Annotated in this window: 15 protein-coding genes; 7 read left to right on the top strand and 8 right to left on the bottom strand. The window is 56.2% G+C overall.

The window, feature by feature from the left end; all coding sequences use genetic code 11:
* Window positions 1–737: 737 nt before the first annotated feature.
* From TU74_RS17850 to TU74_RS17840, 3 genes are all read left to right on the top strand, one after another.
* Complete coding sequence (locus tag TU74_RS17850) at window positions 738–1,523, top strand: hypothetical protein (RefSeq protein ID WP_048377203.1); 786 nt, start codon at window positions 738–740, stop codon at window positions 1,521–1,523.
* A 71-nt stretch (window positions 1,524–1,594) separates the two neighbouring features.
* Window positions 1,595–2,284: a hypothetical protein gene (locus TU74_RS17845; RefSeq protein WP_047273202.1), complete on the top strand. Its 690-nt coding sequence runs from the start codon at window positions 1,595–1,597 to the stop codon at window positions 2,282–2,284.
* A 142-nt stretch (window positions 2,285–2,426) separates the two neighbouring features.
* Window positions 2,427–3,077 carry a hypothetical protein gene (locus TU74_RS17840; protein WP_139047489.1) on the top strand — a complete coding sequence of 217 codons (651 nt, stop codon included), beginning with the start codon at window positions 2,427–2,429 and terminating at the stop codon, window positions 3,075–3,077.
* Between the two features lie 37 nt (window positions 3,078–3,114).
* Here TU74_RS17840 and TU74_RS17835 read toward each other — a convergent pair whose 3' ends face one another.
* The 8 genes from TU74_RS17835 to prmA form a co-directional block, all read right to left on the bottom strand.
* Window positions 3,115–3,711: a MarC family protein gene (locus TU74_RS17835; protein WP_047273204.1), complete on the bottom strand. Its 597-nt coding sequence runs from the start codon at window positions 3,709–3,711 to the stop codon at window positions 3,115–3,117.
* Window positions 3,712–3,783: 72 nt separating this feature from the next.
* Window positions 3,784–6,573: a hybrid sensor histidine kinase/response regulator gene (locus TU74_RS17830; protein WP_047273205.1), complete on the bottom strand. Its 2,790-nt coding sequence runs from the start codon at window positions 6,571–6,573 to the stop codon at window positions 3,784–3,786.
* Window positions 6,574–6,673: 100 nt separating this feature from the next.
* On the bottom strand, window positions 6,674–7,972 hold the full coding sequence (gene purD, locus TU74_RS17825; RefSeq protein WP_047275186.1) for a phosphoribosylamine--glycine ligase: 1,299 nt from the start codon (window positions 7,970–7,972) through the stop codon (window positions 6,674–6,676).
* Window positions 7,973–8,163: 191 nt separating this feature from the next.
* Window positions 8,164–9,771, bottom strand: coding sequence for a bifunctional phosphoribosylaminoimidazolecarboxamide formyltransferase/IMP cyclohydrolase (gene purH, locus TU74_RS17820; RefSeq protein WP_047273207.1), 1,608 nt, complete (start codon window positions 9,769–9,771; stop codon window positions 8,164–8,166).
* 81 nt (window positions 9,772–9,852) lie between these two features.
* Window positions 9,853–10,173 carry a DNA-binding transcriptional regulator Fis gene (fis, locus tag TU74_RS17815; protein WP_019408796.1) on the bottom strand — a complete coding sequence of 107 codons (321 nt, stop codon included), beginning with the start codon at window positions 10,171–10,173 and terminating at the stop codon, window positions 9,853–9,855.
* On the bottom strand, window positions 10,170–11,183 hold the full coding sequence (gene dusB / locus TU74_RS17810) for a tRNA dihydrouridine synthase DusB (protein WP_047273208.1): 1,014 nt from the start codon (window positions 11,181–11,183) through the stop codon (window positions 10,170–10,172). The genes fis and dusB overlap by 4 nt, the downstream gene beginning before the upstream one ends.
* Before the next feature lie 195 nt (window positions 11,184–11,378).
* Complete coding sequence (locus tag TU74_RS17805; RefSeq protein WP_047279983.1) at window positions 11,379–12,614, bottom strand: DUF3426 domain-containing protein; 1,236 nt, start codon at window positions 12,612–12,614, stop codon at window positions 11,379–11,381.
* Between the two features lie 30 nt (window positions 12,615–12,644).
* Window positions 12,645–13,523, bottom strand: a complete 879-nt coding sequence (gene prmA, locus TU74_RS17800) for a 50S ribosomal protein L11 methyltransferase (protein WP_047273210.1) — start codon at window positions 13,521–13,523, stop codon at window positions 12,645–12,647.
* Between the two features lie 294 nt (window positions 13,524–13,817).
* Here prmA and TU74_RS24005 point away from each other — a divergent pair, with 294 nt between their 5' ends.
* The 4 genes from TU74_RS24005 to TU74_RS17780 are packed head-to-tail and all read left to right on the top strand — an operon-like array spanning window position 13,818 to window position 16,169.
* Window positions 13,818–14,357, top strand: coding sequence for a PAAR domain-containing protein (locus TU74_RS24005; protein WP_088500211.1), 540 nt, complete (start codon window positions 13,818–13,820; stop codon window positions 14,355–14,357).
* Between the two features lie 5 nt (window positions 14,358–14,362).
* On the top strand, window positions 14,363–15,289 hold the full coding sequence (locus TU74_RS17790; protein WP_048377202.1) for a DUF6402 family protein: 927 nt from the start codon (window positions 14,363–14,365) through the stop codon (window positions 15,287–15,289).
* Window positions 15,286–15,729, top strand: a complete 444-nt coding sequence (locus TU74_RS17785; protein ID WP_088500212.1) for a hypothetical protein — start codon at window positions 15,286–15,288, stop codon at window positions 15,727–15,729. Before TU74_RS17790 ends, TU74_RS17785 begins: the two co-directional genes overlap by 4 nt.
* Window positions 15,726–16,169 (top strand): hypothetical protein, encoded by a 444-nt coding sequence (locus TU74_RS17780; protein ID WP_048377201.1) that lies wholly within the window; start codon window positions 15,726–15,728, stop codon window positions 16,167–16,169. Before TU74_RS17785 ends, TU74_RS17780 begins: the two co-directional genes overlap by 4 nt.
* Window positions 16,170–16,199 lie beyond the last annotated feature (30 nt).

Below are 16,199 nucleotides of genomic sequence, written 5' to 3'. Positions count from 1 at the left end.
TGAACGTTTGCCAACGGCGACATCGGTAGAGGATTACGAAGCCTTGCTGCCGTGGAACTGCGAACCTCGACTTCACAGCTAAACGCTTTACCCATCTTTAGCCAAGTGGGGTTTATGGAGCGCTTACGGAATATTCGTCAGTGTGCGTCAAATAAATATATGAGGCTTACTGGTTTTTATTAATGTGGCAGTGTGAATAACTCCTATGCTGGCTATATAGAGTTTGAATCAGGTGGCGTACGTGGCAAAAGCCCGTGTGCGAAGGGGGAGAGGTCGATTAAGTTAGTTGTAATGAGCTCGATGTAAGCGTCATTGTTTCTAATGCGCAGGATTCGGTTGAGGGGCAGGCCATGGGAAAGTGTTCTGGGCGTTGGTTCGGCTCTGTACGAAAAGTAATATCACAAACACTGCATCGCACAAACCGTTGAGCATCAATCGACTACCTGCGCTCATGCGCCCGCCACGGCGAGGTTGTTCGACTCTATCCGCAACCAAATCCCAGGGTACATCAAGGTAGTCAGGGCGACTCTCCAGTCCAATCTGATAAGTGCTGTCTTATTGTTCTGTTCAGGGATGAACGTCGGATGGAGTTGATCGGGGCGGGAAGCAACGTTTTAGTAATGCGTGTTTCTGTAATATTAAGTAAGGAACCATTTTTTGTATTGTAGAAAAAGCAGGCTATGTTTTATTTAACGGGTCGGGAAGGCTCGCTAAATAAAATCAAATGGAGTGATTGTATGATTGTTAGTGAAAACGTTGCTTTTACAGACCAAGAAGCCGAACAGTTTTTTAATGCGTTGCCCGTCAAGCAAAAAATGCAATTTTTAACGACGCCTGAATCGCCAAGCGTGGGAGGCGAGACAACAGAAGAAACTGCACTGATCGGGAAGGAAACACCAATCGTTATTGCATTTGCTGATGGTGTGGCTCCTGAGAAGCGTCAGGCGGTTATGAATATTGCCCAGCTCTCTGAAGCTTATGCCGATACAAAAGCAAACCGTAAAACCAATGCCTTGGCATGGTACGAGGCTTACCATGAATCAATGAAGGCGTGTGGTTGGACCTTCACCAATTATATATACACCACCCATGATACGAAAAATGTCAATGTCACCATGGACAGTCTCGTTTTGGAAATAGTTGCTATGGCTGCAGGGGCGAATGCCGCAGCGATCGTTCCTTTACTGGGTAAAGTCTTCGATAGAATCAAAAAAGACAATGCCATCATTACGTTGTTTGATAACAACAGTAAGGGCAGTAGCGTAGGCAGTTGTCAGATCATGCCGTGCTTAGAGTCTGAGGGCGGTATTGCTGTGACTGTCCTGGCCGGTCTGGAATGTACTTTTAACTCCTCCGAAGGCGGTGCCTGGTTCTGGAAGTGGAAGGCTTCGAGTCTGAGTGTTCAAAAAGCGGCGACTCAGATGAACTTGAACTTTGATTCCTATAAGCGCCGTGAGCACCATATACTCGGTCAGCTTGATAAGTCTTCTGATGATTTTTTTGCAAACATAAATCTGAAATGATTCGTCAGCGGGGCGGCACTTTATAGTGTCGCCTCGTTCATTAGCGCTATGTCCGAATAAGGGGGATGTACATGGAGTACAAGCTCAAAGTCGTATCAGGCCAGTTAATTTTTTTACCGGATAACTTGCCTGTGCCGTTTGAAAGTGATCTTGCCTGTTCGCAATTGTTTATGCAGTTTTATGCGGACGGCAGAGCTGACAGATTCGCTGAACTCGGCAGCTGGGATCAACATATCGGTGAGGCGCGTATACAGACGAAGTGGATAACAACGCTTTCACAGAATGTTGATGTAAAGCCAAGTGAGGATGCTTTTTTTGACGTGCTCTCTGTGATATCAGAGCTAATTAATCAGGCACACACTATTAACTCCGGGGTTTCACTGAAGCTCCTGCGCGATGGGCTAAAGGCTTTAACGTGTGACGCACAGGCGCAGAAAGTGTTTTTTGATTCAGTCTTTAAGCGTTCCGTCTCTGATCTGACCCTGAATGATCAAGGTTCTTTAAATGTTTGTTTCCTGCTCAGTGTGCTCAATCCTCAGAATCAGCTGTTAACGGTTCAGGTTCGTTTGAGCGTTCATGGGGATCCGGGCGCAAATATTTTTATTCGGCCCTTAGAGGGTAAAGAACTGATTGGTACGCCCTCGCTGACGGTATCAAGTGCTGAGTTGAATACGCGCATGTACGATAAGGTCAGAGGTAATATAAATGCTTTAGTGAAAGATATAGCAGTCGATCAGATTGTCGACTTGGCGATTCATTAAAGCATCGGGCTGTTTAATCGAGTAGATACCCCATCTACCCCGCGCAACGAGTAGGGATGAAGCAGGAATGTGATTTGCCGAGCCCGGCGGGTTTGCGCGGTAACTTATTTAAAGCATACGTGCTACGAATGGAAAATACGGAATGAGTAATCGCGTCGTTATGGTCGGTGGTAGTCTTCTTTCATTTGTTGACGGATTCTCGCCCCAAGAACAACAGGATATTATGAACAGCCTTGCGCTTGCTCAATACAGTGCTGACAAGTCTTTGAAGAACGACAAACTGCTTGTGGACTGGTTCGATTTGTTCACTGAAAGCCTGATGGCGGTGGGGTGGGAGGTCGATGAAGATATGCGTTCCGGCTGGGCCGAAACAGGTATTTTTTATAGCCTGGAAGAGGCCGTTTTAGACGGCCTTAAGTACGTAAATCAAGCGTCGCTTCGTGCTTCGCTCAAGCATTCGATTGAAATGTTGAAGTTGGACAAGGCGTCACAAGACATATTTGAGAGCCGTAATCGCAATGGCTCAATGGCCCATTATCAGTTTGTTCCCTGTGAGCATCGCAAGGCCTTGGGGAGCTATATGTTCGTAAGCGGGATGAAAGTTAAATCGCGCGTCAATCTCGATAATATTTTTTTCGATGGTAAAAAAATCAAGACGGACGATGCTTTGGATGTGCAAACAGCCTGTTCCGGGTTTTATTTGAGGACCGAAAACTACAACCCTCATCGAGAGATTGTTCTGCAAAAAATGAGTGAAATTGGTGACGATTTTTTCAAAAATCTGAAGCAATAGGCCTCCAGAGAGCTTATGCAGAGCTTTAGCTATCAGCTCAAGGCACCAGATACCCCTTCACCCCGGTAAAGATGATCTGTGCCGCGAGCGCGCATACGAATAACCCCATCAGGCGGCTGACGATTTGTAAGCCTTGTTCACCGAGAATGCGTTCAATCCGGTTGGACAGGTACAACACGATGCCGACCGTCAGGCTGGCCAGCGCGATGCTGGTGATCGCCATCAGTTTGTCGTCCCAATGCGGTTGGGTAATTCCCATCACCAATAACGCACCGATGGTCCCAGGGCCGACGGTCAGCGGGATGGTGAGTGGAACGATGGTCACATCCTGCTGCACGTTATCTGTCTGCACCGCCGACTTGCCTTGAGCCATGCCCAACGCCGAGATGAACAACACACTGCCGGCGCCGATGCGGAACGCATCCACCGTGATGCCGAAGACATTGAAGATCGTGCGCCCGAACAGGTACAGCAACACGCTCGAAATCAGGGTGGCCAGGGCGACTTTCCAGGCCAGACGGCGACGTTCCTTGTTCGAGTAACCCCGCGTCAGGCTGATAAAGCACGACAGCACGAAGAACGGGCTGTAGAGCACCAGCATCTTCAAATACACACTGAACAGCACATGGAGCATGGTATGAGCTCACGTCGAAGGAAGGCGCCGAAAGTCTATCAGGCGGTTGGAGGTCTGTCGGCAAACTCGCCATTAATGTAACGAGGGCGATTGTTCCTGAGATTGACGCAGCTCACGTTGGGCAACCCAATATTCGACCAGTTCGCGCAGTTGCGAGAGTTCGACCGGTTTGGCCATGTGGCCGTCCATGCCCGCCTGACGGGCGCGGTCTTTATGTTCGGTCAAAATGTGAGCCGTCAATGCCACCACGGGTGTGCGTACCCGTTGGTTGCTGACTTCCCACGCCCGCAATTGCTCAGTGGCCGAGAAACCATCGAGCACCGGCATTTCGCAATCCATCAGCACCAGGTCATAGCGTTCGGCCTTCATGGCTTTCAGGGCTTCGGCGCCATTGCAGGCGGTGTCGGGTTGCAGATTGAGTTTGCCGAGCATGCCGCGAATCACTTTGGTGGAGATGTTGTTGTCTTCCGCCACCAGAATCCGGAAGTCCCCTGGCACAGTGGTGGGCAACGTCGGGGTGCCGGCTGTGGCTTTGCTGCTGATGACCTGACCTTTATTGCGCTGGCTGAGTTCATCGGCCAGTGTGGTTTTCAAGGTGTAACCGGCCACTGGTTTGGCCAGGATGCGTTTGATCCCGCAGTTTCGTGCAATGATTTTGCTCGGCGCATTGCTGATGCCCGTCAGCATGACCAGCAGAATGTCGTGATTGAGGCTCGGGTCTTCCTTGATTTTGGCCGCCAGTTGCATGCCCGTCATGCCGGGCATGTTCTGGTCGAGCAGGACAATATCGAAATAGTCACGCAAGTGGGCCTTGGTCCGCAGCAGTGCCAAGGCTTCTTTGCCGGAGGCAGCCGCATTGACGTTCAAGCCCCACGCGGTGCATTGCTGCACCAATACTTTGCGGCAGGTGTCGTTGTCGTCGACCACTAGCACGCGGGCGCCTTTGAGCGGGCTGTCGAGGTCGGAAGTTTGGTGCTCCAGGTGCTGAGGATCCAGCGGCAAGGTCATCCACAGGCTGCTGCCTTTGCTCTGGCCGGGTTTGATGCCGAACTCGCCACCCATCAGCATGATCAATTGCCGAGCAATCACCAGCCCCAGGTGCCCGCCCAACCGCGTGGCGGCCAGGAAGTTCTTGCTGTGCAGTTCCGCGTGCAGCAGGGCATCGCGCTCCTGCTCATCCATGGGCTGGCCAGAATCCTGAACCGTGATGCGCAGGCGTGGCGGGTCGCTGCGCTCTTCAAGTGCCACGACAATCAGGATTTCGCCCTCATCGGTCTTCTTCAGCGCACTTTCGAGCAGGCTCAGCAACGTCTGGCGCAAGCGGGTCGGGTCACCGCTGATTACCCGCGGTACTTGCGGTTGAATGAAGCTGATGAGTTCGACGTTCTGTTGCTCTGCCTTGGTGCGGAAAATACTCAGGCAGTCATCGATCAGGGCGTTGAGGTCAAACTGCACGTCATCCAGCTCGATTTGCCCGGACTCCAGCTTGGAGATGTCGAGAATTTCGTTAATCAGCGTCAGCAACTCGTTGCCGGCGCTGTGAATGGTTTGCACGTAGTCCCGTTGTTTGACGGACAGCGGCGTGCCGAGCAGCAACTCCGTCATGCCCAGCACGCCGTTCATCGGGGTGCGGATCTCATGACTGATCTTGGCCAGAAATTCGGCCTTGGCATTGACCTCGGCGTTACTGGCCGCCAATTCACGGCTGATGCTGAATTCGTCTTCTGTGATGCTTCGATTGCGCTCACTTAACGCCAGGCTCATCAGGAAACCGCTGATACAGACGATCAGCATCAGGGCCAGTACCAGCTCTTGGGGGGCTATCAGGGTCAGGCCCAGCAGGGCGGGCAGAATCACCAGCGTGCCAAGGTTGAAAATAGCGATGGCCACCACGAACAGCCGGGCCGGGCGATAGCCTTTTTGCAGGTGATAGACCGAGACCAGCAAGATGCTCAGGCTCGCCAGGGCGACCAAGGCGTAGGTCATCAGGTTGAGCGGCAGGTTGTCGATGAACAGCAACAGCAGGCCGCCGAGGGCAATGATGAGGATGTCAGCCAGCAGTAGCCTGTTGATCGGGTGCGGGCCGCGCGATGAGAAAAAGCTGTAGGCGAACATCAGCCCGCAGGGGGCTGTCAGCAGCAGCGCCAGATAAGCGCCGGGTGTTTGCGCGCCATGCCATTCGGGCAACCACGGGCCCAGCAGGTTCAGGAACAGCGCAGAGCTGGTGAGCAGCAGGGCTTCACAAATCGCTAGCCACAAGCTGCTGATCGAACGGGTGAATCCGAAACGGGTGAGGTTGTGCAGAACCAGCATCAGCAGGCAACCCAACAGCAAGCCGTAGAGCAAGGGTTTGCCCTGATTGGCCGCCAGCATGACAGCGGTGTCGAGGGTGATGTAGGGCCGTAACTGATGGTCGGAGACCAGCCGCAGATAGACGTCCAGCGTGCGACTGCTTTGGGGCAGCGGCAGCATGTAGTCACTGCTTGGCAGGGGTTTGTCGGCCTGTGTCAGGGTATTGCCGGCGGTGACTTCTTCGATCAGTTTTTGATCGTCGAGCACGTACAGGTCCAGCCGGGACACATCGGGCGCAAACACCCGCAGGATTTGTTCGTGTTTGTCCGGCACCAGCCGGAAACGCAGCCACAGCGCTTCTCCCGGCTCAGCGGCTTTGAGCTGATCGAGTTCAATGGGGCTGAATTGAGTTGCGAATCGAGATGAATGCACATCGCTGATTTGCAACGTGCCTTGAGGGTCTGACAGCACAGACCAACTGCTGCCCTGAGCAGCATGTGCCGGCAGTAAAACAAGCAGAGCGGTCAATAAACTGACAAAAAAACCAATGGCGATCCTGAGCCAGCGCACGGCGAAATCCCTTCGTAGAGTAAAGCCTGATGAATAACTATGCGCGGCGCTGGAACAGTTAGGCAAGAGTGGGGTGCCCTTGCCTATCCATCTGGATTGCTTATTCCTGACGGTCGCCACGTTCGCGTGCAATTGCGCGATAACCAATGTCGTTACGGTAGAAGCAGCCATCCCACTCAATGGCTTTGGCCAGCGCGTAAGCGTGCTGCTGAGCGGCTTCGACCGTGTCGCCCATGGCCGTTGCACACAATACACGACCACCGGCCGTGACCACTTCCTGCGCGGCATTCAACGCCGTACCGGCGTGGAACACTTTGCCTTCGAGCTGCGCCGCAGCGTCCAGACCGTGAATCACCGCGTCTTTAGCGTAGTCGCCCGGGTAGCCGCCGGCTGCCAGGACAATCCCCAGGCTTGGACGCGGGTCCCATTGCGCTTCAACCTTGTCCAGTGCCTGAGCCAGTGCCGCTTCGATCAGCAACACCAGGCTCGACTGCAAGCGCAGCATCACCGGTTGGGTTTCAGGGTCGCCAAAACGGCAGTTGAACTCGATGACCTTAGGATTGCCGGCTTTGTCGATCATCAGGCCTGCATACAGGAAACCGGTGTAGACATTGCCTTCTTCGGCCATGCCACGAACGGTCGGCCAGATCACCTGGTCCATCACGCGCTGGTGAACCTCGGCCGTCACGACCGGAGCAGGGGAGTACGCGCCCATGCCGCCGGTGTTCGGGCCGGTGTCCGCATCGCCGACGCGCTTGTGGTCCTGGCTGGTGGCCATTGGCAATACGTTCTTGCCGTCGACCATCACGATGAAGCTGGCTTCCTCGCCGTCGAGGAACTCTTCGATTACAACGCGCGAACCCGCTTCGCCAAAGGCATTGCCAGCCAGCATGTCGCGTACGGCGTCTTCGGCTTCAGCCAGGGTCATTGCGACGATCACGCCTTTACCCGCAGCCAGGCCGTCAGCCTTGATCACGATCGGCGCGCCGACTTCTTGCAGATAGGCCAGCGCCGGTTCGATTTCGGTGAAGTTCTGGTAATCGGCGGTCGGGATCTTGTGACGCGCCAGGAAATCCTTGGTGAACGCCTTCGAACCTTCCAGCTGAGCAGCGCCTGCGGTTGGGCCGAAGCAGTCCAGGCCACGGGCGCGGAACAGATCGACCACGCCGGCCACCAGCGGCACTTCCGGGCCCACGATGGTCAGGGAAACGTTCTTCTCGGCAAAGTCGGCCAGTTGCTCAAGGGCCAGTACGTCGATATCGACGTTTTCGCACTTGGCTTCAATGGCTGTACCGGCGTTGCCCGGCGCCACGAACACTTTCGCAATGCGTGGGTCCTGAGCGACTTTCCAGGCCAGTGCGTGTTCGCGGCCACCGCTGCCAATGATCAAAACATTCATTTCAAAAACCTCGGATGACGCTGAATTCTATTGAGAGCCCAAAACGTTTCACGCTTCAGGAGACCGAACTGAAGCCGGTTGATGCCAGGCGTGGGTCTTGCTCGATGAGCGTACTTGCCGGTTGGCAATACGCATCATCGAGGTCGGCCCCCACGCCGCAGAAACCGGCTTCAGCGTGGCCGTCGCCTAAATTAATGGCGGAAGTGGCGCATGCCGGTGAACACCATGGCAATACCGGCTTCGTCGGCTGCGGCAATCACTTCGTTGTCGCGCATCGAGCCGCCTGGCTGGATCACCGCCGTAATGCCAGCCTTGGCTGCATTGTCGATGCCGTCACGGAACGGGAAGAATGCGTCAGAGGCCATGACCGCGCCCTGAACCTGCAAGCCGGCGTGCTCGGCCTTGATGGCGGCAATGCGGGCCGAGTTGACGCGGCTCATCTGGCCTGCGCCCACGCCGATGGTCTGGCGGCCCTTGGCGTAGACGATGGCATTGGACTTCACATACTTGGCCACTTTCCAGGCAAAGATCAGGTCGTGGATCTCTTGTTCGGTCGGTGCGCGTTGGGTCACGACTTTCAGGTCTTCGCTGCCGATCATCTCGATGTCGCGGCTTTGAACCAGCAGACCGCCGTTCACACGCTTGAAGTCCCACGCCGGGGCGCGGTTCTCGCTCCACTGGCCGCAGGCCAGCAGGCGTACGTTGGCTTTGGCAGCCACGATGGCGCGGGCTTCTTCGCTCACGGACGGGGCGATGATGACCTCTACGAACTGGCGCTCAACGATGGCTTTGGCCGTTTCGGCGTCCAGCTCGCGGTTGAAGGCGATGATGCCGCCGAACGCAGACTCGGTGTCCGTGGCGTAGGCCAGTTCGTAAGCCTGGCGGATACCGCCTTCGGCATCCGGGCTGACCGCAACGCCGCACGGGTTGGCGTGCTTGACGATCACGCAAGCCGGTTTGACGAAGCTCTTCACACACTCCAGCGCAGCGTCGGTATCGGCCACGTTGTTGAACGACAGCTCTTTGCCCTGCAGCTGGGTCGCGGTGGCGATGCTGACTTCGGCCGGCTTGGCTTCAACGTAGAACGCCGCTTTCTGGTGCGGGTTCTCGCCGTAGCGCATTTCTTGTGCCTTGATGAACTGGCTGTTGAAGGTGCGCGGGAACTGACCGCGGTCTTCGGTGCTCAGGGTCTCGGCGGCCTGGTTCACGGTGCCCAGGTAGTTGGCGATCATGCCGTCGTAAGCGGCAGTGTGTTCAAACGCCTTGAGCATCAGGTCGAAACGCTGGGCGTAGGTCAGGCCACCGGCCTTGAGGTTTTCCAGCACATTGGCGTAATCGCTGGCATTGACCACAATGGCAACGTCTTTGTGGTTTTTGGCCGCAGAACGCACCATGGTCGGGCCGCCAATGTCGATGTTTTCGATGGCGGTCGGCAGGTCGCAACCCGGCTTGTTGATGGTGGCTTCGAATGGGTAGAGGTTCACCGCGACCAAGTCGATCGGCTTGATGCCGTGCTCGTTCATGATGTCGTCGTCAATGCCGCGACGGCCCAGGATGCCGCCGTGGATTTTCGGGTGCAGGGTTTTTACCCGGCCGTCCATCATTTCCGCGAAGCCGGTGTAATCGGCGACTTCAACCGCGGCCACGCCGTTGTCTTGCAGCAGCTTGAACGTACCGCCAGTGGACAGGATCTCGACGCCGAGGGCTTCCAGTTCACGGGCGAAATCAAGGATTCCGGTTTTGTCGGAAACGCTGATTAGAGCGCGGCGGATCGGCAGGCGGGTAGTCTGATCGGTCATCTCGATTTCCATCAAAAGCAAAGGAGTCAGCAAAAAAGGCGGCCCGTTTTACGAGGACGCCTTTCAGGTTTGATTGAATGCTTACAGCAGATCGTACTGTTTGAGTTTCTTGCGCAGGGTGCCGCGGTTGAGCCCCAGCATCTCGGAAGCCTTGGTCTGGTTGCCCTTGACGTAGTTCATGACGCATTCGAGCAAGGGGGCCTCGACTTCGGAAAGAACCAGGTTGTACACGTCCGTGACTTCTGCGCCCTCCAGGTGGGCGAAATAGTTGTGCAGCGCCTTTTCGACACTCCCGCGAAGGGTCTGGCCTTCTTCGCTCGGCGTATTGAGGTGCTGTTTCAAATTGACGTTGTCGCTCACGGGCGTTGTTCCACTCACTAATGTCTCGGTCATCATCGTCATGCGGCCACCCATCCTTCGTCCCCTGTCCCCAGGCTCTTGTGTCGTTCGGCGAAAAACGCCTGAACGTTGGCGCATTGTGCTTCCGTATCTTCTAAACGATTGAAGTGGGCGCGAAACTCCTTGGCGCCCGGCAAGGTTGCGAGATACCAGCCGACATGCTTGCGGGCAATGCGAACGCCCAACACCTCCCCATAGAAGGCATGCAATGCGGCCAGATGCTCTAGCAGAATACGTTCCACTTCGCTCATCTCCGGTGCCGGCAATAGCTGCCCGGTACGCAGAAAATGATCCACTTCGCGGAAAATCCAGGGCCGCCCTTGAGCCGCCCTGCCTATCAACAGTCCATCTGCGCCGGTCGCGTCGAGGACGTGACGGGCCTTGTGGGGTGAATCGATGTCGCCGTTGGCAAAGACCGGAATCGACACCGCCTGCTTGATCGCGGCGATGGTGTCGTACTCGGCTTCACCGGTGTAGAGGTCGGCACGGGTTCTGCCATGAACCGCCAGTGCTGTGATGCCGGCCTGTTCGGCGATTTTTGCCACGGTCAGGCCGTTTTTGTTGTCCCGGTCCCAGCCGGTACGGATTTTCAAGGTGACCGGCACATCAACCGCAGCCACGACGGCCTGCAGGATCTCGTTCACCAATGCTTCGTCTTTCAGTAGTGCGGAGCCGGCGGCCTTGTTGCAGACCTTTTTTGCCGGGCACCCCATGTTGATATCAATGATCTGTGCGCCCAGTTCCACGTTGGCCCTGGCGGCGTCTGCCAGCATCTGCGCATCACCGCCGGCGATCTGTACCGAGCGAGGCTCGGGATCACCGTCGTGAATCATGCGCAAGCGCGATTTACGGCTGTTCCAGAGACTCATGTCGCTGGTGACCATTTCCGAAACAACCAGGCCTGCACCCATGCGCCGGCAAAGCTGACGAAAGGGCTGGTCGGTGACACCCGCCATCGGGGCGAGGATCAAACCGTTGTGCAATGTATATGGGCCGATGCGTACCGCCGACATAGGACTTCCCTGTTGTGGGGCCGGATCTTGGGAGTTCGAAAAAGGGTTGGCATGATACCCGCTCTCGATGACCGGATAAAGACGCAATTGGATAAAAATTGAACAGCGCGCCAATGCCTGAGCCGCCTGTCAAGGCGCCAAAAGCAGGTCGCTGTTCAGTGGCCGCTTACGCGTTCGGGCAAAAAGCCGGGGTTTTCATTCCGGAGAATGGAAACTCAAGCTGTAATTCACCGCTTTTGGGCCCGGATCCAGAATATCCAGTGCAACGTGGATCGGGGTTTGAGGCGGCATTTCAGCCTTGCCGGCCATCTCCCCGCTCAGGTACTCGCCGGGTTTGAAGCGACGACTGGCAATCATTTTTCCGTTGAGGTCTGCAAAGCGCAGTTCCAGCAAGGGGAACGGTTGCGAAAACGGTGCGCGGTTGTAGAGGATCGCATCGACCACCAGGGCTCCGGCAAACTCGGGGTGACTGCGCACCACCAGATTGCTGCTTTTGATCCGATCAATGTCGACCTTGGAGGGCACTGTGCAGCCGAGGGTCGGGCACAGTTGCTGGAAAATCGGCCGGTACTGGTCCTGGCGAGCCAGTTCTTCAAAGTGGTAGGCAATGTATTGGGCGCCCAGCGCGGCAGCGGCCACTAACACCAGCACGAACCACAGCAGGCGCTTGCCCCAGGGGGTACGGCGCTTTTGCCAGTCGAGGTGCAGCGGGTCGTCGACCAGATTTTGCAGCACTTCTTCGCGCACACCCGGTTCGTGGCGTTTGCGTTTGTCCTTGGTGACGGAGGGCGGCGCCAATGGCTCGTCGTCATCGTCATCATCCACGGCGGACAGATGCATCAGTGGCGGTTCCGGCTCTTTATCCAGCGACAGCTGAAGCGGGGGGGTGTCATCCGGATCGTCGAGGTCCAGGGACAGCGACGGCTCGGTGCGGCCCGAGTCAGCAGGTTCGAGGCGCTCAGGCTCGGCCTCGATGGCCTCGGCACGCTCGGCGGCCGAATCGCTGAACAGGCTGTCTGACCACTGACGTTCTTCGCCCTCATCGCTGTCGCGGCGTGCGCTCAGTGTGTCTTGCCGGGTGGCGGAAGGCTGGCCGAAGCTTTTGCTGGGCTGGATCTCCAGCTCTTCGAGTCGGGCCAGCTCCTTGTCCAGATCCAGATGGTCGAGGTCCAGCTCGGCAGCCTGCCATTGCTTCTGGCTGATGGGCTCAGGCGCGGCAGGCGACTCGATCGGCCGGGGCTCGGCTGCCGGTGCAGCAACGACGGGTTGCTGTTCCTTTTCAGCGCTCTTGTTGAGCAGTTGCTGCGCAGCATTGAACACTTGCAGGCAAGCGCCACAGCGCACCACGCCGCGGGCCATGCTCAATTGAGAATGGTTGACGCGGAAGCTGGTTTGGCAATGTGGGCACTGTGTTACGAAGCTATCGCTCATGCGGCCACCCGGATTAGACAGGCGTGCATTCTAGCGCCGACGACCACTGATGCGCACCCAGCCATCGCGGTTAGCGATCGGGTCCAGATCAAAGTCGTGCGCATAGGCGGCTGCCACGTCCTCGCCTTGTTCGGCCAGGATGCCGGAGAGCGCCAGACGGCCACCCGGTTTGACCAGGCTCGACAGTTGCGGCGCCAGTGCGACCAGCGGACCAGCCAGAATGTTGGCCACCAGTACGTCTGCCTGAACCTGCGGCAGGTCTTCTGGCAAGTAGAGCGGGAACAGTTCTTCAGCGATGTTGTTGCGGCCAGCGTTATCGCGAGACGCTTCCAGCGCTTGCACGTCGATGTCCGTGCCGACGGCCTGTTTGGCGCCAAGGAGCAGCGCGGCGATGGCCAAAATGCCCGAGCCGCAGCCGAAGTCCAGTACGTCGCAGTTTTTCAGGTCCTGACCGTCGAGCCATTCAAGGCACAGCGCGGTGGTCGGGTGAGTACCGGTGCCGAATGCCAGGCCCGGATCGAGCAGCAGGTTCACGGCTTCGGGTTGCGGCGCGGCGTGCCAGCTTGGAACAATCCACAGGCGCTGACCAAAACGCATCGGCTCGAAGTTGTCCATCCAGCTGCGTTCCCAGTCCTGGTCTTCGATCACTTCTGCGTGATGTTCAGGCAGTGGTGCGCCGGTCAGCAGCTCCAGATGGGACAGGACGAGTTCGGCTTCAGTGCCGCCTTCGAACAGTGCCAGCAAATGGGTGTGCGACCACAGCGGGGTGGTGTTGAGCTCGGGTTCGAAGATCGGCTGGTCTTCGGCATCCATGAATGTGACCGAAACAGCACCGACTTCGAGGAACGCGTCTTCGTAGGTTTCGGCTTGTTCCGGGCTGATGGCGAGGCGTACTTGCAGCCAAGGCATGGCGGGCACCTTTGAAAAATAGGGATGTGCAGCCAGTGGGCTGCGAGAAGCGCGCCAGTTTACGCGAGCGCAGGCCTCCCTGCTATGGCAGGCCATCTGTAGGCGGGTGGGCAGGGCCATTCGCGCAGGAATTCGATATTGGGCTGATGGCGTTTATGGACACGTCCTACATACCGTGATCGCCAATCTGAGCACTCTCCTCCTGATTACTGTGTATGAGGTTCGTTCATTCAATGACTGGGCTTCATGGTTCTCAGCCGTGCTCCCTGAGGGGCTATGCAATGGGAGAGGCTTATGGCCTTGGGCTATTTTATTGGTCTGGACGACAAAACGACCTGCGGTGGAAAGGTGCTCGAGTCAGACCCTGGCATTACGTGGAGTGGCATGCAGCATGCCCTCGAAGGCCACTTGGTCAGTTGCGGGCAAGACGGCAAGGCCTACCCGATTTGCGGCGGCGTTGAGGGGTTTATCAGCCATGGGCGGCGGGTGGCTGGCACGCTGGACAGCCGCAGCGGTTGCCCTTGCCAGGCCGAGCTGATTGCCTCTGTGACTGTGCATTCTTATGTCACCGATTCAGCCCCGGCATTTAATGGCGGCTTGACCGCCGGGCCACAACCCATGCCCGCCACCTTCAGCACAACGTGCGACGAGCGTTTCCAATTGTTCAATCAACATGGCCTGCCCCTGAGGCAACTGGGATATGCAGTGCTGCAAAACGACCACTGTATGGGCTACGGCACACTCGATGCACAAGGCCACACCTGCTCTTGCGCCAGCGTCAGCCCTGAACCATTGGGCATCGCCATCAACGCCCCGTCACCGGTTATGGAATAAGCAGCATGTCCTTGAATGATTTCCAGCGTACCAACGCCACAGGCCCGCAAGCCTTGTATCAACTGCCACAAGCCAGCTCGCGCACCTACAGCCCCACCCATACACCGGCCAAAAAAGTGGTCGTCCAGAGCCTTGCCCTGAGCCGCTTGCCGGGCGCCATGCGCGCGATGGGCTGGCACACGTCAGCGGCCTTGATGCAGCGCTGGTTTGACAGCCCGGCGTGGGCGATGCCGGAGGCGTGGAAGGAAGATAAAACCCAGCCGCACCCTTCAAGTATTAATCCCATACAACGTGATGAAAGCATCGTAAAAATGGAGTGGGCTATAGGATTTGAGCGTTGTCGTAAAGCAGTTGAAGTGGCTGAGTCAAGATTGGCTACGCCTAATGGCGTTAAACGTTTAACAGATCTGCTAACTAAAGCCGGGTGGTCGGGAAAAGGTTCGCAACCATTAGGTCATTACCCCATGTCCGCTTTGCAGATGGACGTTATCTCTCAAGTGAATTTCGCAGTATTCGGTGGCACGTGGGATGTTCTGGATGACATGTATGGAGCGTTGGGTAATGCAACTTTGAAGGTTGGAGTTGTCGGCGAAGCTTTTACAGAACGAAATCCGGCGACCAAACAACTTCGTCATCTATTTCATGTGGAAAGGGTTGGTTTCTATATTCGCGACCATTACGACTTCAATGGTCTGCAATATCTGGGCACTTGGACAGAGGATCGTGTGCTGACCAAGGCAGAGACCGCTTTTACCTTGAGCCTTCATGGTCAACTTGTATTGCGTTTAAAGGAGGGGCCTTTTGCTGCAGTCACCAATGGTGATTTTCGGGACTATCGTGACAAAACAGGCAAAGGCGGCGACTTCATCATTTATTCAGATGTACTCTGGAAAAAATCTGGGCAAGTCATTGATCTTGGGGGATGGGTGTGAAACCAGCCTCACGACGGTTAGCCTTTTTCGTCGCCTATATCACCATTGCGGGCGGGTTATGGACGGCTTCGAACTGGTGGGAAAGAGGATGGGCAGCCAAGGATAGTGAGTCGAGTATCAGCCCTAATGGCTGTTACCGAATTGATAGTTTCAAACCCTATTGGGTGCTCCCTGATTTTTTGCATCCCATGCCCCATCCGTTCGGGGACCTGCCGCCAAAATGGTTTGCTGGGTGGGGGTATCCAGCTTTTTTGCGTCTTTACGATCATCGAAATGGCAATCTGATCTCAGAAACTGAAATCTATGATGCGGAGTCAGCAGGCGGGCAACTGGACTGGGGGAATGGATCAGGCGATGTGTGGATTGGGATGATCCGCATGGATCTCAACCTCCCCGACTGCCCGGGTGATGTCCCCGAAAAAATGAGGCGCGAACAATGAAGTCCAGCTCGCGACGCATCGCCTTTTTCGTCGCCTATATCACCATTGCGGGCGGGTTATGGACCGCTTCGAACTGGTGGGAAAGAGGATGGGCTACGCGACTGGCGACCGATAGCGTCAGTCCCGATGGCTGTTATCGAATCCAGAGTTTCAAGCCCTATTGGCTTTTGCCAGATACCTTCCATAGGCGTTCAGACCCCAATGAAGATCAGCCGGCTGAGTGGTTTCCGTGGTGGGGTTATCCAGGTTTTTATCGTCTTTTCGATAACCGCAGTGGCGAGTTGATTTCAGAAACGAAAATCTATGATCTGGAGTCGGCGGGAGGCAGGCTTAGTTGGGGGGAGGGTTCTGGCTATGTTATGGCCGGTTTGATCATCATCGCCTCCAACCTCCCGGATTGCACCGGCGATCACCCCGGCGAAACAAGGCGCAAGCAATGAAAGCCATGTCTCCACCTATCGCTTCTACGC

The sequence above is a fragment of the Pseudomonas lundensis genome (assembly GCF_001042985.1).
GTDB lineage: Bacteria > Pseudomonadota > Gammaproteobacteria > Pseudomonadales > Pseudomonadaceae > Aquipseudomonas > Aquipseudomonas lundensis.
The sequence above is the reverse complement of the archived record's forward strand: the minus strand, read 5'-3'. Positions and strand labels throughout refer to the sequence as shown.